Genomic DNA, 26,444 nt, shown 5'->3' with positions numbered 1-26,444 from the left:
AGCTCAGCCAAGGGTTACCGGCGGTAAGACCAAGGCAATCGTGTCCGAAATGTCAGATTTGACCATTGATTCCTAGATCAAACATCCCCACCAGGTGACTCACCTCACGGCTTCATTCCGGCAGTCCCGACCCCCACATCGACAGATTGCGACCGCGAGAACACGCCACGCGGTCGGATCCGGGGCAATTCCCGTCAGCCTCGGGGGGCACCCGTGACGCCTGACACAGGGGCCCGTTGGTCATGTCGACCTCCCCGTGTCCGCCCCCGAAGCCCCATCCGCATCCATCCGAGGAGACCCTGTGCCGCGCATGCTCGACGTCAGCGACGAGGTCCGGTCCGAGATCGGCGACGACGAGGCCGACCGCCTACTGGGCGGCGACCGCGCCCCCGACAGTTACGAGTGCACCTCCTGCCGGACCCCCGGCGACACGCACGTGGAGCCCACCAGCACCGTGCTCTTCGTCGGCGACGAGACCGCCGTGCTCGCTTTCGCACACGCCCGCTGCATCCCCTCCCAGGTGGTGCCGGTCGCCGAGGAGCAGTTGGTCGGCGCCGTCCGCAGCATCCACCAGGCCCAGACCGGCGCCCCGGACCTGGCCATCCCCGCCCCCGCGCCGACCGCGCCCATGCCGACCGCGCCGCAGCCTGGCCCGGCCAACCCGGGCGGGTCCGCGGCCCAGTCGCCCGCCCCCGGCCAGGCCGCCATCCTCGGCATCACCTGCGGGCTCGTCCTGCACGACAAGGTCGGCCACGCCTCGCTGGTGGTCGAGCCCACCGGCCCGGTCGGCCGCCCGGGCAGCACCTCGGGCGAGGACGAGTTCCTCGACCTCCTCCAGGACGCCGGCTTCCAGCCCGTCACCGACCTGGACGAGACCCCGGAGCAGCTGCCCGGCTGGTCGGTCCTGGTCGCGATGGGCAAGCTGCACGCGATCCTGCAGCCCGCTGCGGCCGGCGGCAGCACCGGCTGGTGGCAGGCGCACCAGCCGCTCCAGGTCACCGACGCCTGGCGGATGGCGGCGAGCCAGCTCTCCGAGGTGACCATGTACGCCGTCCCGGCCGGCATGGTCGGCCGCCAGCCCCGCGAGGACCTGCTGCGCCAGGCGCTGGAGCGGGCCGTGGCGCTGGGCCAGGTGGTCGCCGCCTCCCTCCCGCTCGCCGGCACCTGATCCGCCCCTCCCTCCCCGCGCGCCGGACGGCGGCCTCCCCCTCCACCCCGGGCCGCCTCCGGCGCGGGCCCGCTCCTCCCGGTACGTCCCGTACGCCCCTCCCCCGAACGTCCTGAACGTCCTGCACGTCCGGTACGCCCCGCGCTTGCCGGCCCCTGGATGAACGCCTCGCATGGGACGCAGAGCTCATGAGCGCCGCTCACGGGGTCGGCCCATGAGCCTCGCTCATGGGCCCGGCATGAGCATCCCTCATGGGCCTCGCATGAGGGCCGCTCATGACCTGCGCATCGCATGCGCGTCGCTCATGACCTCCGTACATGAGCGCCACTCATGGCCGCCCCCGCATGAGCGCCCCGCATCCCCGCCCCCTCTCGCTCGTTGGCCCCTACGTGTACAGCTACGACGTCTCCGCGTCCCCCGGCCGCTCCACCACCGTCCCCCGCTCGATCCCGGGCATGCGCCCGTCGTACGACGCCGAGCACCCGCACTCCACCACGCCGATCTACGACGAGCTGTACTCCGAGTACCGGCGCCTCTTCCGCGCGCTGCCCGGCGACCGATCGGGCGAGGAGGACCTGGCGTTCACCGGCTTCGCGGTCCGCGACGGCTACCCCCTGCTCGGCGAGCAGCGCTCGTACCCGCCCCAACACCAGGCCTTCCACACCCTCGCGGGCCAGGCGCCGGGCCTCCCCCACTTCATGTCCTCCCAGCCGCACGGCACGAACTCGGGCTCGGGCCACAACGGCGGACACACCGGCAGTCACGCCGGCGGCCACACCGGCAACCACCAGCACGGTCACCACGGCCACACCGGCAGCAACCACCACGCCGTGCCCCACACCGGCCACCACCCCGGAAGTCACTCAGCCCACACTCACCACGCCCAGCACCCGGACCCCACCGCTCCCACCGGCGCCGGCCTCGACCACGCCGCCCCATCCGCCGCTCAGGCTTCCCCCTCCCCGGCCCAACCCACAAGCGCTGCACCCCAGTTCACCAACGGCCAGGGCTGGGTCGCCGCCGGGTACCTCGGCCCGGTCCCGCACGCGATGTCCGTACCCGCGCCCGCACCGCCCGCGCCGCCCGCACCCTCTCCGGTGATGGGTACGGCCACCGGGCTCGCCACCGCCCCGTCCACGGGCGGCCGCCACCGACAGATGCTCTCCCTCCCCCCGGGCCGCAACGGCGACCACCACTGAGACACCGCCCCCACCGGCACCCACCAACACCCACCGGCACAGGAACGCCGATGGGCCCCGCCACCACCGTGACGAGGCCCATCGGCCGGGAGTCGGGTTGTCGCCCGACTCCCGCTCCCACTCCTACTGCTTCTACTGCTTCTACTTCATACGTCTACTTCTTCTTGCGCTTCTCCCGGACCCGCACCGAGATCGAGATCGGCGTCCCCACGAACCCGAACTCCTCACGCAGCCGGCGCTCGATGAATCGCCGGTAGCCGGCCTCCAGGAAGCCCGAGGCGAAGAGCACGAAGCGCGGCGGCCGGATGCCCGCCTGGGTGCCGAACAGGATGCGAGGCTGCTTGCCGCCCCGGATCGGGTGCGGGTGGGCGGCCACCAGCTCGCCGAGGAAGGCGTTCAGGCGCGCGGTCGGGATGCGGGTCTCCCAGCCCTCCAGCGCGGTCTCGATCGCCGGGACGAGCTTCTCCATGTGCCGGCCGGTCTTGGCCGAGACGTTGACCCGCGGGGCCCACTGCACCTGGACGAGGTCGCGCTCGATCTCGCGCTCCAGGTAGTAGCGGCGCTCCTCGTCCAGCTGGTCCCACTTGTTGTAGGCGACGACGACGGCGCGCCCGGCCTCGACGGCCATCGTGATGATGCGGGTGTCCTGCTCGGCGAGGGTCTCGCTGGCGTCGATCAGGACGACCGCGACCTCGGCCTTCTCCAGCGCGGCGGAGGTGCGCAGGGAGGCGTAGAAGTCGGCGCCGGCGGTGAGGTGGACCCGACGGCGGATACCGGCGGTGTCCACGAACTTCCAGGTCTTGCCGCCGAGGTCGATCATCTCGTCGACCGGGTCGCGGGTGGTGCCGGCCAGCTCGTTGACGACGACCCGCTCCTCGCCGGCGACCTTGTTCAGCAGGCTGGACTTGCCGACGTTCGGCCGACCGATCAGCGCGATCCGGCGCGGGCCGCCGGGGGCGGCGTCGCCGAAGGTCTGCGGCGGGGCCTCGGGCAGCGCGTCCATGACGGCGTCCAGCAGGTCACCCGAGCCGCGGCCGTGCAGGGCGGAGACCGGGTACGGCTCGCCCAGGCCCAGCGACCACAGGTAGGCGGCCTCGGCCTCGGTCGAGGGGCCGTCGACCTTGTTGGCGCACAGGACGGTCGGCTTGCCCGCCCGGCGGATGATCTTGATCAGCGCCTCGTCGGTGTCGGTGGCGCCGACCGTGGCGTCCACGACGAACAGCACCGCGTCGGCCTGCTCGATGCCCAGCTCGGCCTGGGCGGCCACCATGGCGTCGATGCCGAGGACGTCGATCTCCCAGCCGCCGGTGTCGACGACCTTGAAGCGGCGGCCGTTCCAGCTGGCCTCGTAGGTGACCCGGTCGCGGGTGACGCCCGGCTTGTCCTCGACGACGGCCTCGCGGCGGCCGATGATGCGGTTCACCAGGGTCGACTTGCCGACGTTCGGGCGGCCGACCACGGCCAGCACCGGCAGCCGGACGAGCTCGGCGCCGTCCAGGACGTCGACGCCGTCGATGTCGAAGCCCTCCTCGGCGGCGAGGGCCATGAACTCGGCGTAGTCGGCGGCGTCCAGTCCGCCGTGATCGGCGGTGGTGTGCTCTGCGGTCATGTTCGTCTGTTCCGTTTCCCGGCCCGGCCCTTCCCAGGGGCGTGCCGTGCGTACCTGCCCCGCTCGGGGCAGCGCGATGGTTGTCTCCGCGGCGCCTCGACGGCCCGCGGCTCACTCGGTAATGGTCAAACCCTGCAGCGGCCGGCCCGGTACGGGTCCGCCCGACAATCAGCCGACCCGACCCGCAGCCGGGTCAGACCGAGGACAGCCCGGCCCGCTCCTCCACCAGCCCGGCGATCCGGTCGATCACCTGCTCCAGCGTGAGGTCGCTGGTGTCCACCAGGACCGCGTCCGCGGCCTGGGCCAGCGGGGCCGTCTCCCGGGAGGAGTCGGCGGCGTCCCGGCGGGCGAGATCGGCGGCCATCGCGGTGATGGTCGCCTCGTCGACGCCCTTGGCGCGCAGCTCGGCGGCCCGGCGCTCGGCCCGGGCCTCCTCGGAGGCGGTCAGGAAGACCTTGACGGTGGCGTCCGGGAACACCACGGTCCCCATGTCCCGGCCCTCGGCGACGATGCCGCGCTCCGCGACCTCGGCGCAGCCGCGCTGCAGCTCCACCAGCCGGGCCCGCACCGCCGGCACCGCGGCCACGGCGCTGACCTGTGCCGTCACCTCGGGGCCGCGGATCGGGCCGGAGACGTCCTGGCCGTCCACCGTGATGGTGGGGCCGTCGGCGTCCGTGCCCGACACGATCACCGGCTTGCCGCATGCGACGGCGACCGCCTCCGGGTCGTCGACGTCGACCTCGTTGGCCAGCATCCACCAGGTCATCGCCCGGTACATGGCGCCGGTGTCCAGGAAGCTCAGACCCAGCCGGGCGGCGACCGCCCGCGAGACGGTCGACTTGCCGGAGCCGGAGGGTCCGTCGATGGCGACGACGACCGGGGCGTGCGCTCGGTCGGCAGTGTCCACGGGGCGAACCTCTCTCTGAGCATGGGAGCCGAAGCCTGCGCAGGCGGACGGCCGGGGATTGTCTCCCTCAAGGTTAATGGACCGCCGCCGTCACGGACTCCGCCGCCTGCCCCGCCCCTGCCCGGCCCCCGGACACACCCTGTCGAACCCCTCGAGCCCCGACCCCCGAAAGCCCTCGCCCCCGAGTCCCCAGCCCCCGGACCCCCGGACCCCCGGATGCCCTGGAACCCCCAGAGCCCCCAGGGCCCCCGGAGCCCCTCAGCCCCTCAGCCCCGGATCCCCTCAGCCCCTCAGTCCCGGACGCTCCACCCACTCGCCCGCAGCGCCTTCACCAGCCGCTTGACCGCCGTCGGCGCCACCGACAGCTGGACGAAGCCGACCTGCTGCCCGGTCGAGTGCTCGATGACGACGTCCTCGATGTTGACCCCGGCGTCGCCGACCTCCCCGAACAGTCGGCCCAGCTCGCCCGGCTGGTCGCCGAGGACGACCGCGACGGTCTCGTACCGGGTGGGCGGCGCACCGTGCTTGCCGGGGATCCGGGCCTGGCCGGCGTTGCCGCGCCGCATGACCGCCGCGATCCCGGCCACGCCCGCCCGCCGCTCGCCCTCCTCGGCCGCCTCCATCGCGCGCAGCGCGGTGACCGTCTGGCCGAGGTCGAGGGCGACCTCCTCCAGGATGTCGGCGACCGCGCCCGCGTTGGCGGAGAGGATGTCGACCCACATGCCGGGGTTGGACGCGGCGATCCTGGTGACGTCGCGCACGCCCTGGCCGGAGAGCCTTATGGCGGTGTCGTCGGCGTTCTCCAGCCGGGCCGCGACCAGCGAGGACACCAGCTGCGGGGCGTGCGAGACGAGGGCGACGGCCCGGTCGTGCTCAGCGGCGTCCATCACGATCGGCATCGCGCCGCAGAGCGCGACCAGCTCCAGCGCGGCGTTGAGCGTCTCGGTGTCGGTGTCGGCGGTCGGGGTGAGCACCCAGGGGCGGCCCTCGAAGATGTCGGCGCGGGCGGCCAGCGGGCCGGAGCGCTCGCGGCCGGCCATCGGGTGGCTGCCGATGTAGTGGACGGTGTCGCAGCCGAGCGCGGCGATCTCGCTGCCGGGGCCGGCCTTCACGCTGGCGACGTCGGTGTACCAGTGCGCCAGGTTGCGGCGCTGGCAGTCGGCGAGCACCTTGCCGACCAGCGCGGGCGGGACGGCGATGATCGCCAGGTCCACCGGGCCGTCGACCGGTTCGGTGGTGCCCGCGCCGAGGGACTCCGCGGTGCGGGCGGCGTCCGGGTCGGCGTCCTCCAGATGGACGGTCAGGCCACGAGCGGTCAGGGCGAGCGCGGCGGAGGTGCCGATCAGTCCGGTGCCGACGACGACGGCAGTGCGCATGGCGGGTCGCTCTCCTCGATCACGATTCTCGACAGGTGCCGGGACCGTCCGGGAGCACCCGCGCCCCATCCTCCCTCATCCGCCGCGCCGAAGTCCCCACCTGCCACCCGGCAACCACGGGGGCAGTTCCCGGCAGCTCCCGGCACCGGCAACCGCGACGGCCCCGCCCCCGTCCCATCCAGTGCACACGCCGTACCGGGAAATCCGGCGACGCCCGTACCGAAGCCGGGCAGACTGGCCGCCCGGGGGAAGAAGCCGACAAGCAGGAGAGCAGCCGGCCGCGACGATCGACACTCGGCACAGGCCACGCGGCACACCGCGCACACGGCACACGGCACACGGCACACGGCACACGGCAGGCAACACGCGAACGAAGGGGTTGCGCATGGACGATCAGCACAGCAGCCGGACCGGGCAGACGAAACCGCCGGCCGCACCGGCCCACCCGTCGGTCCTCGACTCCGTGGTGGTGTACGCGGAGGGCGCGGTGTGCCGCCGCCGGGCCAGCGTGCCCGTTCCGCGCGGCGGGCGGCTGCGGCTGACCGGTCTGCCGCTGTCCCTGGACGGTCGCTCGCTGCGTGCCCGGGTGCTCTCCGGACCGGCCGGCGCGGCGGTCACCGAGGCCCGGTTGGAGCAGGTCGCCGAACTTCGTGAACCAACGGAAGTCCCCGATCTGCAAAGGGAGTTGGACGAGGCCACCGAGCGCCGCAGCATGCTCGCCGAGCGCCGCAGACTGGTCCTCTCCGCGATCGCCGACACCGCCGCCCTGCGCGCCGTGCCGCCCCAGCACCGACCCGAGGAACCGCTGCGCCGTACGCCCGCGGACGCCTGGCTGGAGCTCGCCGATTTCGTCGACGAGCGGCTGGCCCGGCTCCAGCAGCGCGCCGAGGAGCTCAACCGGGAGATCGAACTCGCCGACCACGAGCGCGACTCGGCGGCCGACCGGCTGGAGCGTGCGTCCACCGCCGACCGGGCCGCACCGGTCGCGACCGCCGCCACCGTCCTGCTCACCATCACCACGGACGGCGCCGCCACCGCCGACAGCGCTGCCGACAGCGACACCGCCACCCTCCACCTCGAACTGGAGTACGGCGTCCCCGCCGCCCGCTGGGTGCCCACCTACCGCCTGTCCCACCGCACCGGCTCCGACACCGGCCACCTCGTCCTGCGCGCCGCCGTCGCCCAGCGCACCGGCGAGGACTGGACGGGCGTGCACCTCGCCCTCTCCACCGCCGACCTCGACCGCCGCACCGACCTGCCCCGGCTCGCCTCGCTGCGGATCGGCCGCAGCCAGCCCGCCCCGCCGCCCTCCGGCTGGCGCGAGCCCCCGGCCGGCCTGTCCGACCTCTTCACCGGCTACGACGCGGCCGCGGTCCCGCCCCCGGTCCCGCCCCGGGCCGCCCACCTCACCGGCCCGGGATCGGTCGCGGCCCGGATCGGCGGAGCCCGACCCTCCGGCCCCCACCCCGAGGCCTTCGCCGCGTCGGCGGACGCCCCGCCCGCACGCTCCGGCCCGTACGGCGGCGGCACCCTGAGCGTCGACGAGCCGATGCCCGCGCCGACGTACACGCCGACGCCCGCGCCGATGCCCCCGCCCGCCCCCGGCGGCTTCGCCGGCTACGGCGGCCCTCCGCCACCCGCACTCGCCGCCCCCGCCGCCGTTCCCGCCGCCGCCCCACTCCCGCAGGCCCCGGGCGGGCCTCCCCCGGCGGAGGCCCGCCGCTCCCGCAGGCTGCGCCGCGGCAGCCTCGCCGCCCCGCCCCGGGCCACCGGCTTCGCCCCGGACGCCACCCTGCTCGACTACCCCGACCTCGTCCTGGCCGGCCCCGACGAGCCCACCGCCCGGCGCGGCGCCCTGCACCCCCGCCCCGAGCGGGTCGAGCACGAGGAGCTGGACCGGGTCCTGCCCGGCGGCAACCCGGGCGAGCAGATCCGCCGTCTCGTCCTCCCCCGCCACGCCGTCCCGCCCCGCGAGTCGGCCGGCTCGTTCGACCACCGCTTCGACGCCGCCGCCCCCGCCGACATCCCGTCCGACGGCACCTGGCACACCGTCACCGTGGACGAGATCCCGCTCACCGTCCGTCCCGAGTACGTCACCGTCCCCGCCGTCGAGGAGAAGGTGTACGCGACCCTGGTGCTCGCCAACGGCACCGACCGCGCCGTCCTGGCCGGCCCGGTCGAGGTCACGGTGGACGACGAGTTCCTGCTCACCGCCGCCCTGCCCACCCTGGCGCCCGGCGGAGTGCGGCGCCTGGGCATCGGCGTCACCGAGAGCATCGAGGTGGCGCGCCGCACCGAGCTGCGCGAGTCCACCACGGGCATGCTGAAGGGCAACAGCACCGTGCTCGACCACCGGGTGCACGTCCGGCTGGCGAACCGGCTCGGCCGCGCCGTCACGGTGGAGGTCCGCGAGCGCGTGCCGGTCACCTCCGATGCCGAGGTCCGGATCGAGGAGCGGGCCGACTGGCACGCCCCGACCGTCTCCACGCCGGAGTGCCCGCCCAGCACCCGGCTCTGGCGGGTCGACCTGCCACCGGGCGGCAGCACCGAGCTGGACGGCGGCTACCTGATCAAGATCCCGGCCGGAAAGGCCATCGTCGGCGGAAACCGGAGGAACTGACCATGACCGGAGACACCACCGGGGAAACGACCAGGGAACTGATCGGGGAAAGGACCGGGAAGGCGGCCGGGAAGCCGGCCGGAGGCACCGCCCGGGGAACGAAGGCCCTCCCCGTCACCGCCGTCACCTGCCTGGAGGACCGCAGCCAGATCGAGCGCACGACGACGGTCGACCTCACCGCGGGCGTCCAGCGGCTGCGCCTCGGCCCGCTCACCGCCCTCGCCGTCGACCGCACCCTGCGTGCCGAGTCCGCCACCCCCGGCGTGCGCGTCCTGGAGGCCCGGCTGGTTCGCGCCTGGGCCCCGCGCGCCCCGCTGCCGCCCGGCCCGAACGACTCGGAACTGCGCCACCGACTCCACCGGCTGGACGCCGAGAGCCGGCTGGCCGACCAGACCCGCGCGCGGCTGGAGGCCCGGCTGGCCCTGCTCGCCCAGCTCTCCGCCGACCTCCTGCGCGAGATCGGCGAGGGCGCCGGCGTCGGAGAGCTCGAACGCAGCCGCTGGTCCCGCGAGCTGGACCGGGTGGACGCCGAGCGCGAGCGCTACGGCGAGGAACTGCGCACCACCCACTCCCGGCTGCGCCGCCTGGAGCAGGAGCGCTCACAGGCCATGATCGCCCTGGACGAGGCCGAGGAGGACCCGGCCGAGCTGACCGCCCACCTGGACCTGACCGTCGAGGCGGCGCAGGCCGGCCCGGCCGGGCTGACCGTCTCCCACCTGGTGCCGTGCGCGCTCTGGCGCCCGTCCTACCGCGCGACCCTGGGCGACGGCGGCCTGCAGCTGGAGTCGGAGGCGGTGGTCTGGCAGCGCACCGGCGAGGACTGGACGAACGTCCGGCTGACCTTCTCCACCGCCCGCTCCGCGCTCGCCACCGACCCGCCGGCCGTCGCCGAGGACGTCCTGGTACTGCGCGAGCGCACCGACGAGGAGCGCCGCACGGTCGAGGTCGAACTGCGCGAGGAGGCGATCAGCGAGCTCGGGCCGAGCACCGGCGTCCCCGGCGTGGACGACGGCGGCGAGGTCCGGGTGCTGCCCGCGCCCGCCCTCGCGACCGTGCCCTCGGACGGCCGGGCGCACCGGGTGCCGCTCGGCGCCTTCACCGGCCCGGCGAGCAGCGAGTACGCCTGCGCCCCGGAGCTGTCACCGCTGGTCACCCAGGTCGTCACGTTCCGCAACGCGGCCGGGCACCCACTGCTGGCAGGCCCGGTCGAGCTGGTCCGCGGCAGCGGCTTCACCGGCCGGGGCGAGCTGCGCTTCACCGCCACCGGCGCCGACGCCGAGCTCGCCTTCGGCAGTTCGGACGGCTACCGGGTGGTCCGCGAGACCGAGGAGCGCCAGGCCACCGCCGGCCTCACCGGCCGCCAGACCACCACCCGCACGGTCCGGCTGCACCTGTCCCGCTTCTCCGGCCCGGAGGAGCACGACGATCGGATCGTCACGGTGCGCGAAAGGGTGCCGGTCTCCGAGGTGTCGGCGGTCGAGGTCCGGCTGCGCAAGGAGGAGTGCACCCCGGCACCGGACGCCTTCGACGCCGAGGGCATCGTCCGCTGGGACGTCCCGCTCGGCCCGGGCGCCCGCCGCACGCTCACCCTGGTGTACGAGATCTCCGCCTCCGCCAAGGTGGCCGGACTCTGACCCCCGTCCGGCAGGTGCCGCGACCTCCACCCCGGCGGATGCCGCGACCTCGAACCCGGCAGGTGCCGCGACCTCCGACCCCGACGGTTGCCGGACCACCGCCCGGCGGGTGACGACCGCTCAGGAACAAACCCGGAGACAACGGGTAGAAAAGGAAACATGATCCTCCACCTCGCCCCCCTGGACGACTGGCTGGCCGACCCCGGCCGCCCGTACGCCACCGCCTCGCTGCTCACCGACGGGTTCATCCACTGCTCGGCGGACGAGCAGACGGCACTCGCGGTCGCCAACGCCTTCTTCGCCGACACTCCCGACCCGCTGATGGTGCTGCTGATCGAGGAGTCGCTGGTGGAGCCGATGGTCAAGTGGGAGGCCCCGCACGGCGCCCCGCCGCCCGGGGCCACCCCCGATGTGCTCTTCCCGCACATCTACGGGCGGCTGAACCGCTCCGCCGTGGTCGGCCTGCAGAAGGTCGAACGGGGCCCGGACGGTCGCTGGTCCTCCCTCACCCCCTGGAGCTGAACCCCGGAGCCCAGCCCCAGCCCCGCCCCGCCCCAGCCCCAGCCCTGGTGCCGGACCGGGCCCCGAAACCGGACCCGGCCCCCCGGACCCGGCCCCCGGGATCCGGGCTCAGAGCCACCCCCGCTCCCGGGCCGCCATGCCGGCCTGGAAGCGGGTGGTGGCGCCCAGCGAGCGCATCAGGCTCTGCAGCCGGCGCTGGGTGGTCCGGGCGCTCCAGCCGAGCGAGCGGGCGATCGACTCGTCGGTGAGCCCGGCCGCCAGCAGGCCCAGCAGCTTGCGGTGGTCGGCCTCCGGCACCGGCGACGCGTCCCCGGCGCCGATCGCGGCCTGCAGTTGGACGGCCCGCTCCCACTCCGCCTCGAACAGCGTGTCCAGCGCCTGGAGCAGCGCCGAGGGGTGGATCACGTACGCGGCGTCCAGCACGGCGTCGCCGACGCTGATCGGGATGATCGCCATCCGGTCGTCCGAGATGATCATCTTCATCGGCAGCGTCGGCCGGACCCGCGCCTCCTCGCCGTCCGCGACCCCGACCAGGATGTTCTTCTCCAGCCGCCCGGGCCAGGCCACCGCCTCCCGGTCGTAGATCGTCCGGAACTTCACGCCCTCGCGCAGCCGCCGGCGTTGCAGCGGCATCGGTGCCACCGGGTCCTGGATGTACGGCGGGCGGTCGAAGCCGCGCACCTGGTACTGGCTGGTCTCGGTGATGTGCTCCAGCCGCTGGGCGATCGCCTCACCGCCGGTCAGCACCTCCACCGAGTGCGCCGGGTCGGTGTAGCGCGAGGCCTCCCGGAAGGCGTCCATCAGCCGGTGCATCTCGGCCCTGGCCTGCCGCAGCTCGGACTCCCGGTGGCCGATCAGGGTGCCGATCGCGACGTCCGGGGCGACCGCCAGGAAGCGCTGCCGGTCCACCGGCGCGCGGGTGGCCATGCCCTGCTGCGCCAGCCGGTCCAGGGCGCGCACGGCCTGCTGGAGCGTCAGGCCGCAGCTCTCCGCCAGCTCCTCCGCGGTGGACTGCGGATTGGCCACCAGCGCCGCGTACACCTGCCCGTCCGGCTCGGCCAGTCCCAGTGTGCCGAGGGCCTGTCCGCTGGCCCGCCCCAGTGGTGCATCGGACACGACGCCGTCTCCCCCTGTTCGCCCCTGCTCCGCCCACCGGCGCGCCGTGCTGGCACAGTCCCGCCACACGACGGGGTGGTGGCCCGGTGGCCATCCTCTGCCACGGATCATGACGCTGACAAGGCCGTGACCAGCGGTTGCGTCCCGGCTCACACGACCCGCACACCCCGCCCGTCGCCACACCCCGCCGGGCGCCGCACCCCGCACGGCAGAGGGCCCCCGGTCGCACCACGGCGACCGAGGGCCCTCAGAGGCGGGCGAACGCGACGGCCTACAGGCCGACCTCGCGCATCAGCTGGCCGACCTCGGGGTTGGTCAGGCGGCGCAGCCAGCCCGACTTCTGGTCGCCCAGGGCGATCGGACCGAAGTGCGTGCGCACCAGCTTCTCGACCGGGAAGCCGGCCTCGGCCAGCATCCGGCGGACGATGTGCTTGCGGCCCTCGTGCAGGGTCACCTCGACCAGGTAGTTCTTGCCGACGTTGGAGATCACCTTGAAGCTGTCGGCACGGGCGTAGCCGTCCTCCAGCTCCACGCCCTGGGCCAGCTGCTTGCCCAGGTCGCGCGGGATCGGGCCCTGGATGGCGGCCAGGTAGGTCTTGGTCACGCCGTAGCGCGGGTGGGTGAGGCGGTGGGCCAGCTCGCCGTGGTTGGTGAGCAGGATGATGCCCTCGGTCTCGGTGTCCAGGCGGCCGACGTGGAACAGCCGGGTCTCCCGGTTGGTCACGTAGTCGCCCAGGCACTGGCGCCCGTCCGGGTCCTCCATCGTGGAGACCACGCCGGCCGGCTTGTTCAGCGCGAAGAACAGGTAGGACTGGGTGGCGACGGTCAGGCCGTCCACCTTGATCTCGTCGTTCTGCGGGTCGACCCGCTTGCCCTGCTCGGTGACGCGCTTGCCGTTGACCTCGACCCGCCCCTGCTCGATCAGCTCCTCGCAGGCGCGCCGGCTGCCGACGCCGGCCCGGGCCAGCACCTTCTGCAGGCGCTCGCCCTCGGGCTCGCCGAAGGTCTTGGGCAGCTTGACGGCCGGCTTGTCGTGCCGGGCGAGGACGGCGTCCTCGATCTTGGCCTGCAGCTCGCGCGAGCGCTGCGGCTGGCGGCGCGGGTCGCCCGGGGCGCCCTGGCCCTCACGGCGCGGGCGCGGGGCCGGGCCGGGGCGCCGGCCGGCGTAGCCGCCGCGGGCGGGGGTGGCGTTCGGGCCGCCGCCGTACTCGGGGCGGTCGTACCTGCGCTCCTCGGGCCGCAGCGGACGGTCCGGGTACCGGCGGTCGTCGCGCCGGTCGTCCCGACGGTCGTCCCGCCGGTCGTCCCGTCGGCCGTCGCGCCCGTACGAACCGGAGCCGCCGCGCGAGCCCGAAGCCGAGCCCGAGCCCGAGCCGCCACGGCCGCCGCCCCCGTAGGAGCCACCGCCGTACGAACCCCCGCGCGCGCCCGAGCCGCCGCGGCCGCCGCCGCTGCTGCCGCCGTAGGAGCCGCCGCCCCGGCCCCCGCCCTGTCCGCCGCGACCGCTCTCGCCGCCGCTGCTGTTCCTGCCGTTGCCACTGCTACGCATCAAAGTGTCCGTACGTCGTTCCGTCTGGGATGTGCGGTCGTTTCGGCCGACCTCACCGCCCCCTACCGATCGGGCCCGGCCCGACCGGCCTCGCCACTGCCGTCCGCGGCCTGCGCGGCAGCGGCGGCGACCGCCTCCGCGATCATCGTGCCCTCCAGGGACTCCGCTTCCACGTCGTCGACCTCGGGCAGGAAGGGAGCGAGCTCCGGCAGCTCATCCAGGCCGCGGAGCCCCATCCGTTCCAGGAAGTAGTTCGTCGTCCGATACAGGATCGCACCTGTTTCGGGCTCGGATCCGGCCTCTTCCACCAGTCCTCGCTGTACCAGGGTACGCATCACGCCGTCACAGTTCACACCACGGACGGCGGAAACCCGCGATCTGGACACCGGCTGCCGGTAGGCGACCACTGCCAGGGTCTCCAGCGCGGCCTGGGTGAGCCGGGCCTGCTGGCCGTCCAGGAGGAAGCGGTCGACGGCCGCGGAGCAGGTCTCGCGGGTGTAGAACCGCCAGCCGCCGGCCACCGACCGCAGGTCGAAGCCGCGGCCCTGGGCGGCGTACTCGGCGGACAGCTCGCGCAGCGCCGCGGCCACCTCGGCCCGCGGCCGCTCCAGCACCCCGGCCAGCCGCTCCTCCGGCACCGGCTCGTCGACGACCATCAGGACCGCCTCCAGCTCGGCCCGCAGCCCGGCATCGGCCCGGACCCCGGCGCCGGAAGTCGACGGAGCCGACTTCTGGTGCACCACCCGGGCCTCCGGCGCGGCCGCCACGGGCTCAACGGGTTCCGCGGACTCCACCGACCTCGCGGACTCCACCGACTTCGCGGACTCCACCGGTTTCGCGGACTCCACCGGTTTCGCGGACTCCACCGGGTCCGGCAGCAGCTCGAAGGCCGGCTCCAGCCACTCCCCGGCCCGCGGCTGCCCCGGCAGCCCCAGTGGGCGCCGCACCGGCCGCCCGCCCTCGTTCCCGCCGCTCATCGCCGCTCGTCCTCCTCCGCCTCGCCCGAGGCCTCTCCGGCCGGCCGGTCGAACTCGTCCGTCACCTCGACCGCGACCCGGCCCTCCTCCGCCACCCACCGCACCCGCAGCTCACCGAGCGCCTCCGGCTGCTCGAAGTCGAGCACCCGCTCCCGGTACAGCTCCAGCAGCGCCAGGAAGCGGGCGACCACGACCAGGGTGTCCGGCGCGTCCTCCACCAGCTGCCGGAACGACGCCTCGCCCAGCTCGGTGAGCAGCCCGACCACCAGCCCGGCCTGCTCACGCACGCTGACCGGCGGGGTGTGGATGTGGTCCACGTACACGACCGGCTTCGGCTTGGGCTCCATCGCCTTGGCCGCCAGCTCGGCAAGGCGCTGCGGACCGATGGTGATGACCACCTCCGGCAGCAGCTCCGCATGCCGGGGCTCCAGCCCGACCGTCCGCGGGCGCCGCAGCAGCTCGGCGGCCCACCGCTCGCCGAACAGCGCCGCCGCGCGCTTGTACGCCCGGTACTGCAGCAGCCGGGCGAACAGCAGGTCACGGGCCTCCAGCAGGGCCAGGTCCTCCGCGTCCTCGACCTCCGCCGCGGGCAGCAGGCGGGCGGCCTTGAGGTCGAGCAGGGTGGCGGCCACCACCAGGAACTCGGTCGCCGCGTCCAGGTCCCAGTCCGGGCCCATCGCCCGGATGTGCGCCATGAACTCGTCGGTGACGGTCGCCAGCGCCACCTCGGTGACGTCCATCTTGTGCTTGGCGATGAGGCTGAGCAGGAGGTCGAAGGGGCCCTCGAAGTTGTCCAGCCGCACCCGGAAGCCGCCCCGCGACCCGTCCTCGGTCGCGCTCACGGCGGTTTCAGCTGGTTCGGCGGTGCTCGGCATGACGGTCCATCTTCACCCGCCCCAACCCCACGCTCCGCCCCCGGGCCCCCGACACGCCGCTCGACGGCCCGCCCACGGCCCTCAGCCCCGCGCACAGGCTCGCCACCCACCCCGACCCCGGCCACGGGCTCACAGCCCCGAGAACAGCCCGTCGGCGGCCGCCACGACCCCAGCGAACCGCGCCCCACCCCGGGCAGCCGCCCATGAGCCCGACTCATGGCCCTCGACACCCGAGCCGGCGACCTCATGAGCGCCATGAGCACCACTCATGCCCCGCAGGGCCCGATCGACGACCCTCACCCCGCACCCCCATGGGCACCCGAGCCCCATGAGCCCGGCTCATGCCCCCAGTGCCCGATCAGCAACGCTCAACCCGAGGGCAAGCCACCCGAGAGCGCCGTGAGCGCACCTCATGGCGCTCGGCACCCGGCCAACAGGCCTCAGCCGCGACGCACGCGACAGCCCCATGAATCCGACTCATGACTCTCGGAACCCGGCCCGCGGCCCTCGCCCCGGGGGCGCGAGCGACCCCCATGAGCGCGCCTCATAACCCTCGGCACCCGACCAGGGCCCCGGCCCCGAGGCAGCAGCCCCATGCCCCCGGTGAAGAGTCCTCGGCGCCCGGCCGCCCAACGGCGGGCCTACGGCGCCGGCCCCAAGGCCCTTCGGCGCCCCTGCCGGGCTCTCCAGCCGACCTGTCGGCCCCGCGGCTCCGCCGACCCTACGGTTCACACGGCGCACACGGCCCACACGGCCCACCTGGCTCCCCGGCCCGGCCGATCCCGCCGACTCCGCCGGCCCACCGGTCCCACCGGTCCCACCGCCCCGCCGGCCCCGCCGCGCCCTACCGTCCGCGCAGGCGCCGGACCAGGATGGAGGCCTCGCCGCGCTGCTCCAGGTCCGCCAGGACGACCGCGATGGCCTCCCGGACGATCCGTCCGCGGTCCACGGCCAGGCCGTGCTCGCCGCGCAGCACCAGCCGGGTGTGCTCCAGGTCCATGAGCTCCTCGGCGGACACGTACACGGTGATCTTCTCGTCGTGCCGCTCGCGCCCACTGGGGCGGCGCGGCGCGCGACCGCGCGGCCGGGCGCGCCCGGCGGCACCGGCCTGCTCCTCGGCGGCACCCGCGTGCGCCCGCGCCCCCGGAGCGGCGGCGGCGCCTCGGCCTCCCGGAACGGTCTGGCCGACGGTCTGGGCACCCGGCGCGACCTGGGCCCCGCCCGGCCGCTGGACGGGCGGCTGCGCGGGCGCCGGCACGACGCCGGACGACTGCTGCTCCGGCGTCAGCTGCCGGTCGGTCTGGGAGCCCTGGGAGCCCTGAGCACCCTGGTGGCCCTGAAGACCCTGGGCCCCCTGAGCGGACTCGGCGCCCTCGGCGCCGTCCGAGCCGTTGACGGTCCGCGCGGTCTCCGGTCTGGATGCCTCGGCGGCCGGACGCGACGCGAGGGACGGCGACAGCGCCATCCCGCCGGTGGTCCGGAACAGCTCGTCGGCACCCGGGAGACTCACTCGGCGGGGCGGCACCGGTCGAGCACCTCCCTGGCGAGCTGGCGGTAGGCGGCGGCACCGACCGAGTTGGTGGCGTACGTGGTGATGGGCTCGCCGGCGACGGTGGTCTCCGGGAAGCGCACGGTCCGCCCGATGACGGTGTGGAAGACGTGCTCGCCGAACGCCTCGACGACGCGCGCCAGCACCTCGCGGCTGTGCACGGTGCGCGAGTCGTACATGGTCGCGAGGATGCCGTCCAGGCGCAGCTCGGGGTTGAGCCGCTCGCACACCTTCTCGATGGTCTCGGTCAGCAGCGCGACACCGCGCAGCGCGAAGAACTCGCACTCCAGCGGGACGATCACGCTGTGAGCGGCCGTCAGCGCATTGACCGTCAGCAGGCCCAGCGAGGGCTGGCAGTCGATGATGACGTAGTCGTAGTCGGGCAGCAGCGGCTTCAGGGCGCGCGCCAGCGCGGACTCCCGGGCCACCTCGCTGACCAGCTGCACCTCGGCGGCGGAGAGGTCGATGTTGGACGGCAGCAGGTCCATGCCCGGGACCGCGGTCTTCAGCAGCACCTCATCGGCCGTCAGGCCCCGCTCCATGAGCAGGTTGTAGACGGTGACGTCGAGCTCCATCGGGTTGACGCCGAGGCCGACCGAGAGCGCGCCCTGCGGGTCGAAGTCGACGAGCAGCACCCGGCGGCCGTACTCGGCCAGCGCCGCACCCAGGTTGATGGTCGACGTGGTCTTGCCGACGCCGCCCTTCTGGTTGCACATGGCGATGATCTGGGCGGGGCCGTGCTCGGCGACCGGCGCGGGGATCGGGAAGTACGGCAGCGGACGGCCGGTCGGGCCCACCCGCTCGCGGCGCTGGCGCGCGGCGTCGGGGGCCAGCGTGGCGGCGTACTCCGGGTCCGGCTCGTACTCGGCGTCCGGGTCGTCGTAGGCGCCGTAGGCGAAGTCGCCGTAGGCCAGGCCGTAGGCCGCCAAGTCGGCGTCGTGATCGGTCACCGTGGTCACCTGCGCTGTGTTCTGGCGTGCTTCGAAGGTGCGGAGCGCGACCGAGCCGACCTCGGCCGAACCCACGGAGGGCTGCCGGGCCCCGGGCTCCACACTCGGCTGGCCGGCGGTGTGCTCCGCCAGTCCTGGCTGACCACCCCCGGGAGCAATTGTCGACTCATTCACAAGTCGTCTTACCTCCTTGGGCATCCAGGACTCTATGTCGATTCGTCAGCGTGGCAGCATGCCGACGGTTTGCGACTCTAGGCCGTTCAAGGCGTTCGCAGCAACACAATCCACGGTAGTGGGCAGGATGTGTCGACTATCGGGCGGGCTGCTGTCAAGGGATGAGTGGGTCATCGACCCCGACGTTTCTGCGGGCGGGTGACACGACCGACGGAAATTGACGACAGAGCGACCTACCCGGTCGATCCGCTGTTCACGGGCACGGCGAAGCCCCCGACCCGAAGGGATCGGGTCGGGGGCGAACGACCGCAGTGCGGTCAGGGCTTTCAGGCGAGCACGCTCTCCAGGGAGACCGACTCCAGGCCGAAGGCCTCGGCCACGGCCGGGAAGGTGATCTGGCCCTCGTGCACGTTCAGGCCCTTGGCGAGCGCCGGGTCACGGCGCAGCGCCTCCTTCCAACCGCGGTTCGCCAGCTCGACCACGTACGGCAGGGTGGCGTTGGTCAGCGCGTAGGTGGAGGTGTTCGGGACGGCGCCCGGCATGTTGGCCACGCAGTAGAAGACCGAGTTGTGGACCTCGAAGGTCGGCTCGGCGTGCGTGGTCGGGTGCGAGTCCTCGAAGCAGCCGCCCTGGTCGATGGCGATGTCGACGAGCACGGAGCCCGGCTTCATGCGGGAGACCAGCTCGTTGGTGACGAGCTTCGGGGCCTTGGCGCCCGGGATCAGCACGGCGCCGATGACCAGGTCGGCCTCGATGACGGCCTTCTCCAGCTCGAAGGAGTTGGACATGATGGCCTTGATCTTCGTGCCGAAGATGCGGTCGGCCTCGCGCAGCTTGTTGATGTCGCGGTCCAGCAGGGTCACCTCGTAGCCCATGCCGATGGCGATGGTGGCCGCGTGCCAGCCGGAGACGCCACCGCCGATGACGACGGCCTTGGCCGGGTGGGTGCCGGGCACGCCGCCCGGCAGCACGCCGCGGCCGCCGGCCGGACGCATCAGGTGGTACGAGCCGACCTGCGGGGCCAGGCGGCCCGCGACCTCGGACATCGGGGCGAGCAGCGGCAGCGCGCCGTTGGCCAGCTGCACGGTCTCGTACGCGATGGCGGTGGTGCCCGAGGCGATCAGCGCGTCGGTGCCGGCCCGGTCGGCCGCCAGGTGCAGGTACGTGAAGACGGTCTGGCCCTTGCGCAGCCGGTGGTACTCGGAGGCGATGGGCTCCTTGACCTTCAGCAGCAGGTCCGCGGTGGCCCACACCTCGTCGGCGGTGGGGAGGATGGTGGCGCCGGCGGCCACGTACTCCTCGTTCGGGATCGAGGAGCCGAGACCGGCGTTGTCCTCGATGTAGACCTCGTGTCCGTTGCGGACCAGCTCATGCACGCCGGCGGGCGTGATGGCCACGCGGTACTCGTGGTTCTTGACCTCGCGGGGGATGCCGACCTTCACGACTGAACACGTCCTCTTGCCATGGGGGTCCCGACCGGAGAAGACCGGTGGGCGACGCGCACGTGGGGAAGCCTCCGGGCAGCCCGGGGCGGGGATCGCTGCGCGACTAGGTCCGAGTGTAATGAAGCCCAGTCGGCGTGTCAGCCTTCCAAAGTGAATAATTTTCCCGCACACATTGGCAGGTTCGTAGGCTTCCCCTGCGACTTACCTACCAAAGACGCCTCAACCGGGCATCTTCGACAATACCTCTGAAACGCCCGTCACAACCCGGCGTCCACGCGTTCCCGCAGGTCCGCGAGGGCCGCCCCGACGGCCTCCCGGGCACGTTCGTCGCCGAGCCGGCGCAGCACCGCGAGGGCCGCCCGGTACTCGCGGTCCGCCTCGTCGAATCGGCGCTGGGCGGTGTGCGCCTCGGCGACCCGGGCCAGCAGCCGGGCCTCGGCCGCGTGGTCCCCGAGCGACTGGCGCAGCCCGAGCGCCCGCCCGTACCAGTCGGCGGCGCGCACCGCGTCACCGAGCGCCCGGTGGCAGCCGGCCGCGCCCTCCAGGGCGCGCGCGCAGAGCGGTTCGTCGTCGGCCTTCCGGGCGTGCTCCAGGGCGGCCCGGTAGTGCGCGGCCGCCTGCTCCCAGCGGCCCGCCGCGACCTGCAGGTCGCCCAGGTTGAGCAGGGCGGCCGAGGCCCGGCGGGGCCGGCCGTTGCGCTCGGCGACGGTCAGCACCAGTTCGTGCAGCCGGTAGAGGTCCGCGGGGGCGGGGGCGCCGGTCAGCGGGAGTGCCCGCAGCAGCGCGGTGACCAGTCGCCCGGCCGAGCCGTCCAGATCGCCCTGGCCGATCGCGTCGGCCACCGCGCCGAGCAGCAGCTCCCGCTCTCCGAGCAGCCACTCGCGGGCGTGCTCGGGCGAGTGCAGCCGCAACGGAGCCGGCAGCGGGTCGGGAGCGGGGCCGCCCTCCGGGTCGAGCAGCGCGCGGGCCGACTCGGTGAGCCGGACCAGCCGCTCCAGCAGCCGGGCCCGGGCGAGCTCGGTCTCGGCGGGCCGGTCCTCCTGCTCGCGCAGCCGGACCAGCCGGGGGTAGAGGCGCCCGGGCACCCGGTAACGGGGGGTGCCGTCGGCGGCCGGCGCCTCGGCGCCGAGCAGCTCCCGCTCGGCGAGCGCGGCCAGGGTCACGGCCGCGTCCGGCACCGGGCAGCCGACCAGGGCGGAGGCGGTGCGCGGGTCGGCGGTCTGCGCCGGGGCCAGGGTGAGGGTGCGCAGCATCCGCGCCTGGGCGGCCGGTAGCCCGCGGTACAGCAGGGTGAACGCGCCGAGCAGCGGGTCGTTGTCGGGAACGGGCACCGGCTCGGCCGGCTCCGGGCCGGGCCTCACCCAGGCCGCCCGGTCACCCGCCGGCCCGACACCGGGGGCGGCCGCCTCGACGCCCGGCGCGACCCCGTCCTCCTCTTTCTTCTTGTGCGCGTTTCCCGACGCGTTCCGGGAGGTGCTCCGCGACGCGTTCCGCGCGGTGCTTCGTGACGAGTTCCCTGACGAGTTCCCCGACGCGTCCCTCCGGGCGTTCGTCGGCGGCTTCGCCTGCTCCGCCCCCGCCTTCGCGGCGTCGTCCGCGGCGCCCTTGGCCCCCGTGGCCGTCCCCATCTCCTCGCCCACCACCCGGTTGAGCTCCAGTGCCGCGTCGGTGACCGCGGTCTTCGCGTTCCCCCGCAGCCACCCCGCCATCAGCCGCAGCGCGGCCGGCCGGGCGGCGCAGGCCTCCGCGAGGTCGGCCGCGCCGACCGGGTCGCAGGAGATCCGGGTGCCGCCGACCAGGTCGGCCAGCAGCTCGCCGGAGGCCGTCCGGTCCAGCCCGCCGAGGATCACCGGGTCGATGTCCTCGATCCCGGTGAGCGGCCCGGCGGTGGTGGCCAGCACCAGGCAGCCGGGCTCGTCGGCGAGGAGCGGCCACACCTGCCCGGCGTCCCGCACGTCGTCCAGCACGAGCAGCACCCGCAGCCCCGCCAGCGCCTCGCGCAGCGCGACGCAGCCCGGCTCGTCCCGTCCGTCCTCGACCGCCCCGGGCAGCGGTACGGCCGATTCCGGGTCGAGCTGTTCCAGCAGCAGCCGGGCGGCCCGCGCGGGCGGGACCCGACCGCCGTCGGGGGCGGACAGCCGGGCGAACAGCACGCCGTCCGGGTAGTCGGCGGCCGCGGTGCGGGCGAAGCGTGCGGCCAGTGCGGTCCGCCCGGAGCCCGGGCGCCCGGCCAGGACCAGGACCGGGCAGCGGCCGCTCACCGGACGGGTGGCGGCCGCCCGCAGCGCGGCGAGCTCGGCGCGCCGCCCGACGAACAGCGTGGGCCCGGCCGGGAGTCGGTCCAGGCCGGGGACGGCCCCGGCGGGCACGTCGGGGCCGGGGTCCATCGTCGCCGTCTTCCTCGCCACCCGTGCCACTCCCGACGTCATCCCGCGCTCGGCATCCGGAGCTGGGCATCCGGCGCTCGGCATCCGGACGCGGTGCCCGGTGCTCAGCGGAGGCGGCCCGGGACGGGCGCCCTGTCTGCGAAGCGTAGTTCGACCGTCCGGCTGAGCCGAGGTGACATCCGGTCGTACGAACCGGCGAATCACCCGGGCGAATCAACCAGGAGGTCCACCGGGAGCTTCGCCGGGATGTTCGTCGGAGGGTTCGCCGGGAGGTTCGTTCACGCCTCGAAGGGCCGGGCCGGCCAGGGCGAGTCCGCCGGGCGCAGCGCGTCCAGCCCGTCCGGGCCGGTGAGCGCGGCGTGCACGGCGAGGGTGCCGGTGACCAGGGTCGGGTTGTGCAGCCGTCCGGCCTGGATCAGCCTGATCAGTTCCGGCACCGGCACCCAGGCGACCTCGATCTCCTGCTCCTCGCCCTCGGCGGCGTAGCGCTCGCCCTCGGCCGCCGCGAGGTCGGTGGCCAGGAACATCCGCAGCGCCTCGTCGGTGCCGCCCGGGGAGGTGTAGTAGTCGGCGAGGACCCGCCAGGTGCCGGCCTTGCAGTGGGCCTCCTCGTACAGCTCGCGCTGCGCGGCGTGCCAGGGGTTCTCGCCGGGGACGTCGAGCAGGCCGGCCGGCAGCTCCCACAGCCGCTGGCGCACGGGGTGGCGGTACTGGCGCAGGATCAGCACGCGCTGCTCGTCGTCCAGGGCGAGCACGGAGACCGAGCCGGGGTGGGTCTGGTAGTCGCGGCGGGCCCAGCTGCCGTCGGGCATCCGGACCTCCTCGCTGCGCACGCCGGTGACCTTGCCCTGGAACGGCGTCCCGCTCGCCCGGACCTCCCACTCCTCGGCCACGTCGGCGATCACCCGGTCGCTCTGCTCGTCCATCGCTCTCCCCTTTTCGTCAGTACGACACAATCTAACGCCGGACGGCGGCCCCGCGGGAATCGCGGGGCCGCCGTCCGGTGAACGACCGAGGCCGAGGAGAGGAAAACTACTCGGAGGCCGCGGTCTTGATCTCGATGGCCGCCTTGACCAGGCCCGCGAACAGCGGGTGCGGGCGGGTCGGGCGGGACTTCAGCTCCGGGTGGGCCTGGGTGGCCACCAGGTAGGGGTGCACCTCGCGCGGGTACTCGACGTACTCGACCAGGTCGCCCTTGGGCGAGAGGCCGGAGAACTGCAGGCCGGTCTTCTCCAGGTCCGCACGGTAGGCGTTGTTGACCTCGTAGCGGTGGCGGTGGCGCTCCTCGACGTACTGCTCGCCGCCGTAGACCTCGCGGACGATGGAGCCGTCGGCGAGCTTGGCCGGGTAGAGGCCCAGGCGCATGGTGCCGCCCAGGTCGCCCTTGCCGTCGACGATGGCCAGCTGCTCGGCCATGGTGGAGACGACCGGGTGCTTGGCGGCGGCGTCGAACTCGGTGGAGTTGGCCTCGGGCAGGCCGGCCAGGTTGCGGGCGGCCTCGATGACCACGCACTGCAGACCCAGGCACAGGCCGAGCAGCGGGACCTTGTTCTCACGGGCGAAGGTGATGGCGCCGACCTTGCCGTTGACGCCGCGGTCGCCGAAGCCGCCGGGGATGCAGATCGCGTCCACGTCGCCCAGCTGCTCGCGGGCGCCCTCGGGCGTCTCGCAGTCGTCGGAGGTGACCCACTTGATCTCGACCCGGGCGTTGTTGGCGAAGCCGCCGGCGCGCAGGGCCTCGGTCACCGACAGGTAGGCGTCGGGCAGGTCGATGTACTTGCCGACCAGGGCGACCTTGACGATGTGCTGCGGCTCGTGGACGCGGCGCAGCAGGTCGTCCCAGGTGGTCCAGTCCACGTCGCGGAACGGCAGGTCCAGGCGGCGCACCACGTAGGCGTCCAGGCCCTCGCCGTGCAGCACCTTCGGGATGTCGTAGATCGACTTGGCGTCGATGGCCGCGACCACGGCCTCCTCGTCCACGTCGCACATCAGCGAGATCTTGCGCTTGATGGCCTGCGGGACCTCGCGGTCGGCGCGCAGCACGATGGCGTCCGGCTGGATGCCGATGTTGCGCAGCGCGGCGACGGAGTGCTGGGTGGGCTTGGTCTTGAGCTCGCCCGAGGGGCCGATGTAGGGCAGCAGGGAGACGTGCACGAAGAACACGTTGTCCCGGCCGACCTCGTGGCGGACCTGGCGGACGGCCTCCAGGAACGGCAGCGACTCGATGTCGCCGACGGTGCCGCCGACCTCGGTGATCACGACGTCGACGTCCTCGGTCGCCATGCGGCGGATCCGGGACTTGATCTCGTTGGTGATGTGCGGGATGACCTGGACGGTGTCGCCCAGGTACTCGCCGCGGCGCTCCTTGGCGATGACGGTCGAGTACACCTGGCCGGTGGTGACGTTCGCCGAGCCGTGCAGGTTGGTGTCCAGGAACCGCTCGTAGTGGCCGATGTCCAGGTCGGTCTCGGCGCCGTCGTCGGTGACGAACACCTCACCGTGCTGGAACGGGTTCATGGTGCCCGGGTCCACGTTGAGGTACGGGTCGAGCTTCTGCATCGTGACGCGCAGGCCGCGGGCCTTGAGCAGGGCTCCGAGGCTGGAGGCGGTGAGCCCCTTGCCGAGCGAAGAGGCGACACCCCCGGTGACGAAGAGGTGCTTGGTCGTCACGGCTCGGCCGTTTGCTGCCTTGCCGGAATGGGGCTGTGCCAAGAGGGGGCTCCCGTGGGTCGCGTGTCGAAGGAGACGTGGGCGGGAGGCTCGGGGTTCGCCGGGCGACGGTGGCGGGTGCGGGGCACCGCGCTCGAAGAGTCGCCGGTTCGGCTGGTCCGGGGCGTTTGATCCCGCCGGTCCACGGGATACCAGGGTAACAGTGACCCGACCCGGACGCCGTTCGGGCCGCGCGCACCGCACCGGGGGCGCACGCCGGGCGCACCACCGGCGCATCATCCGCCGCACGTGTCACACCGGTCGCACGACCCGCCGGACCGGGCCAGCCGACGGTATCCGTCCGGGTCATGGCGACTCCTCCGCGAGGACCACCCGGAGGTGATCCTTCCGGACCATCCTGCGCCGCGCCCCCGCGATGCACGGCATTTCCGCCGAATTGCGGCGCCACACCGAGCGGCGCCCGCGTGCTTCGCCCCTTTCGTCCGTCGTAAGCTGCTCGGACGCATCGCCGACAGCACGAGCACGCGGAGGGCGTGGGAGGGTCAGGACACTCCCGGTCCCCGATGCGCGACCGGACCTCCCCGTATTTGCAGCTCCTCCCCACCCACTCCAGGGGCCCGAAAAGCCCCGCGCGGACACTCCAGCAAGGCCTGCCACCACCCCCCGGCAGACCGGACGTCCCGGGGTGGACCTCCGGCCCCGCAGACCGCTCCCTCGTCTCGCCGATGCCCTGACCACATTGCGAACTGGAGATCCACGTGGCCGGCCGTATCGAGGACTACGCACTCATCGGGGACATGCAGACCGCTGCCCTGGTCAGCAGGGACGGGGCAGTGGACTGGCTCTGCCTGCCCCGCTTCGACTCGCCGGCCGTGTTCGCCGGCCTGCTGGGCACCGATGAACACGGCTTCTGGCGGATCGGCCCCGCCGAAGCCGTCCCGACCGAGGTCCCCGCCCCCGCCACGGCCACCGCCCCCACCCCCGCGGGCCGGGTCCGCATCGCCGACACCGCCGACCTGCGGGTGCCGCCGCCCACCGCCGCCGCCCCCGCCGTGCCCGCCGACCGGCGCCGCTACCGGGGCGACTCGCTGATCCTCGAACAGGAGTGGGACGCCCAGGGCGGCACCGTCCGGGTGATCGACTTCATGCCGCCGCGCCCGCTGGCCGGCAAGGACGCCGTCCCCCAGGTGATCCGGATCGTCGAGGGCGTGGCCGGCACCGTCCGGATGCGCTCGGCGCTGCGGATGCGCTTCTCGTACGGCCGCATCGTGCCCTGGGTGCACCGCGTCGAGCAGGCCGACGGCACCCACCGCACCGTCGCCATGGCCGGACCCGACTCCGTCTGGCTGGACGGCGTCTCGGAGACCTACGGCCGCAACCTCACCACCTACGCCGACTTCACCGTCACCGCCGGCGAGCGGATCGCCTTCGCCCTCACCTGGCAGGCCTCCCACCTCGACGCGCCCCGGACCCCGGACGCCGAGGTGCTGCTCGACGCCACCGCCGACTTCTGGCACGAGTGGGCCGACCAGTGCACCTACCAGGGCCCCTACCGCGAGGCCGTGGTCCGCTCCCTGATCACCCTCAAGGGCCTCACCTACGCCCCCACCGGCGGCATCGTCGCCGCCCCCACCACCTCGCTGCCCGAGGACATCGGCGGCGAGCGCAACTGGGACTACCGCTACACCTGGCTGCGCGACGCCGCGATCACCCTCTC

The 26,444-nt window shown here is 74.0% G+C and carries 19 protein-coding genes; 6 read left to right on the top strand and 13 right to left on the bottom strand.

The genetic code is table 11. The annotated features are described in order from the left end of the window. Positions 1-301: 301 nt before the first annotated feature. Positions 302-1,168 carry a DUF8842 C-terminal domain-containing protein gene (locus tag ABTY56_RS26375; protein ID WP_350631654.1) on the top strand — a complete coding sequence of 289 codons (867 nt, stop codon included), beginning with the start codon at positions 302-304 and terminating at the stop codon, positions 1,166-1,168. A gap of 317 nt (positions 1,169-1,485) precedes the next feature. Beyond that, the gene (locus ABTY56_RS26370) at positions 1,486-2,367 is read left to right on the top strand and encodes a hypothetical protein (protein WP_350631686.1); all 882 of its coding nucleotides are present in this window, start codon (positions 1,486-1,488) and stop codon (positions 2,365-2,367) included. A gap of 154 nt (positions 2,368-2,521) precedes the next feature. Here the strand turns inward: ABTY56_RS26370 and der are convergent, their stop codons facing one another. The 3 genes from der to ABTY56_RS26355 form a co-directional block, all read right to left on the bottom strand. Further along, the gene (gene der / locus ABTY56_RS26365) at positions 2,522-3,976 is read right to left on the bottom strand and encodes a ribosome biogenesis GTPase Der (RefSeq protein WP_350631653.1); all 1,455 of its coding nucleotides are present in this window, start codon (positions 3,974-3,976) and stop codon (positions 2,522-2,524) included. Between the two features lie 193 nt (positions 3,977-4,169). Continuing rightward, positions 4,170-4,883 (bottom strand): (d)CMP kinase, encoded by a 714-nt coding sequence (cmk, locus tag ABTY56_RS26360; protein WP_350631652.1) that lies wholly within the window; start codon positions 4,881-4,883, stop codon positions 4,170-4,172. Positions 4,884-5,173: 290 nt separating this feature from the next. Continuing rightward, positions 5,174-6,259 (bottom strand): prephenate dehydrogenase, encoded by a 1,086-nt coding sequence (locus tag ABTY56_RS26355; protein ID WP_350631651.1) that lies wholly within the window; start codon positions 6,257-6,259, stop codon positions 5,174-5,176. A gap of 385 nt (positions 6,260-6,644) precedes the next feature. On the opposite strand from ABTY56_RS26355, the gene ABTY56_RS26350 reads away from it, so the two are divergent. From ABTY56_RS26350 to ABTY56_RS26340, 3 genes are all read left to right on the top strand, one after another. After that, entirely contained in the window at positions 6,645-8,879 is a 2,235-nt protein-coding gene (locus tag ABTY56_RS26350) for a DUF4139 domain-containing protein (RefSeq protein WP_350631650.1), read from the top strand. Between the two features lie 2 nt (positions 8,880-8,881). Further along, positions 8,882-10,513, top strand: a complete 1,632-nt coding sequence (locus tag ABTY56_RS26345; protein ID WP_350631649.1) for a mucoidy inhibitor MuiA family protein — start codon at positions 8,882-8,884, stop codon at positions 10,511-10,513. Positions 10,514-10,672: 159 nt separating this feature from the next. Further along, positions 10,673-11,035 carry a DUF952 domain-containing protein gene (locus ABTY56_RS26340; protein WP_350631648.1) on the top strand — a complete coding sequence of 121 codons (363 nt, stop codon included), beginning with the start codon at positions 10,673-10,675 and terminating at the stop codon, positions 11,033-11,035. A 108-nt stretch (positions 11,036-11,143) separates the two neighbouring features. Here the strand turns inward: ABTY56_RS26340 and ABTY56_RS26335 are convergent, their stop codons facing one another. From ABTY56_RS26335 to pyrG, 10 genes are all read right to left on the bottom strand, one after another. Further along, entirely contained in the window at positions 11,144-12,151 is a 1,008-nt protein-coding gene (locus ABTY56_RS26335; protein ID WP_350631647.1) for a helix-turn-helix domain-containing protein, read from the bottom strand. Between the two features lie 271 nt (positions 12,152-12,422). After that, positions 12,423-13,700 carry a pseudouridine synthase gene (locus tag ABTY56_RS26330; protein ID WP_350631646.1) on the bottom strand — a complete coding sequence of 426 codons (1,278 nt, stop codon included), beginning with the start codon at positions 13,698-13,700 and terminating at the stop codon, positions 12,423-12,425. A 62-nt stretch (positions 13,701-13,762) separates the two neighbouring features. Further along, the gene (gene scpB / locus ABTY56_RS26325; protein ID WP_502893190.1) at positions 13,763-14,356 is read right to left on the bottom strand and encodes an SMC-Scp complex subunit ScpB; all 594 of its coding nucleotides are present in this window, start codon (positions 14,354-14,356) and stop codon (positions 13,763-13,765) included. Between the two features lie 317 nt (positions 14,357-14,673). After that, positions 14,674-15,552: a segregation and condensation protein A gene (locus tag ABTY56_RS26320; RefSeq protein WP_350631645.1), complete on the bottom strand. Its 879-nt coding sequence runs from the start codon at positions 15,550-15,552 to the stop codon at positions 14,674-14,676. An 844-nt stretch (positions 15,553-16,396) separates the two neighbouring features. Next, complete coding sequence (locus tag ABTY56_RS26315; protein WP_350631644.1) at positions 16,397-17,062, bottom strand: hypothetical protein; 666 nt, start codon at positions 17,060-17,062, stop codon at positions 16,397-16,399. Then, a complete protein-coding gene (locus tag ABTY56_RS26310; protein ID WP_502893189.1) occupies positions 17,059-18,126 on the bottom strand; it encodes a ParA family protein in 1,068 nt (355 codons plus the stop codon). Before ABTY56_RS26310 ends, ABTY56_RS26315 begins: the two co-directional genes overlap by 4 nt. A gap of 425 nt (positions 18,127-18,551) precedes the next feature. Further along, the gene (gene ald, locus ABTY56_RS26305) at positions 18,552-19,667 is read right to left on the bottom strand and encodes an alanine dehydrogenase (protein ID WP_350631642.1); all 1,116 of its coding nucleotides are present in this window, start codon (positions 19,665-19,667) and stop codon (positions 18,552-18,554) included. 260 nt (positions 19,668-19,927) lie between these two features. Next, the gene (locus ABTY56_RS26300) at positions 19,928-22,078 is read right to left on the bottom strand and encodes a tetratricopeptide repeat protein (RefSeq protein ID WP_350631641.1); all 2,151 of its coding nucleotides are present in this window, start codon (positions 22,076-22,078) and stop codon (positions 19,928-19,930) included. A 257-nt stretch (positions 22,079-22,335) separates the two neighbouring features. Further along, entirely contained in the window at positions 22,336-22,983 is a 648-nt protein-coding gene (locus ABTY56_RS26295) for an NUDIX domain-containing protein (protein WP_350631640.1), read from the bottom strand. 106 nt (positions 22,984-23,089) lie between these two features. Then, positions 23,090-24,727: a CTP synthase gene (pyrG, locus tag ABTY56_RS26290; protein ID WP_350631639.1), complete on the bottom strand. Its 1,638-nt coding sequence runs from the start codon at positions 24,725-24,727 to the stop codon at positions 23,090-23,092. A 758-nt stretch (positions 24,728-25,485) separates the two neighbouring features. On the opposite strand from pyrG, the gene ABTY56_RS26285 reads away from it, so the two are divergent. Beyond that, positions 25,486-26,444, top strand: a 959-nt coding sequence (locus ABTY56_RS26285) for a glycoside hydrolase family 15 protein (protein WP_350631638.1), incomplete at its 3' end; no start/stop codon positions are given.

The organism is Kitasatospora sp. NPDC097691, assembly GCF_040302665.1.
GTDB lineage: Bacteria > Actinomycetota > Actinomycetes > Streptomycetales > Streptomycetaceae > Kitasatospora.
This window is presented reverse-complemented; position numbering and strand designations above follow the sequence as displayed.

Bases quoted from the DNA above. Each gene is read 5' to 3' on its own strand.
- ABTY56_RS26370 (WP_350631686.1), top strand. From the start codon at position 1,486: ATGAGCGCCACTCATGGCCGCCCCCGCATGAGCGCCCCGCATCCCCGC.
- der (WP_350631653.1), bottom strand. From the start codon at position 3,976: ATGACCGCAGAGCACACCACCGCCGATCACGGCGGACTGGACGCCGCC.
- ABTY56_RS26355 (WP_350631651.1), bottom strand. From the start codon at position 6,259: ATGCGCACTGCCGTCGTCGTCGGCACCGGACTGATCGGCACCTCCGCC.
- ABTY56_RS26350 (WP_350631650.1), top strand. From the start codon at position 6,645: ATGGACGATCAGCACAGCAGCCGGACCGGGCAGACGAAACCGCCGGCC.
- ABTY56_RS26345 (WP_350631649.1), top strand. From the start codon at position 8,882: ATGACCGGAGACACCACCGGGGAAACGACCAGGGAACTGATCGGGGAA.
- ABTY56_RS26340 (WP_350631648.1), top strand. From the start codon at position 10,673: ATGATCCTCCACCTCGCCCCCCTGGACGACTGGCTGGCCGACCCCGGC.
- ABTY56_RS26330 (WP_350631646.1), bottom strand. From the start codon at position 13,700: ATGCGTAGCAGTGGCAACGGCAGGAACAGCAGCGGCGGCGAGAGCGGT.
- scpB (WP_502893190.1), bottom strand. From the start codon at position 14,356: ATGGTCGTCGACGAGCCGGTGCCGGAGGAGCGGCTGGCCGGGGTGCTG.
- ABTY56_RS26320 (WP_350631645.1), bottom strand. From the start codon at position 15,552: ATGCCGAGCACCGCCGAACCAGCTGAAACCGCCGTGAGCGCGACCGAG.
- ABTY56_RS26295 (WP_350631640.1), bottom strand. From the start codon at position 22,983: ATGGACGAGCAGAGCGACCGGGTGATCGCCGACGTGGCCGAGGAGTGG.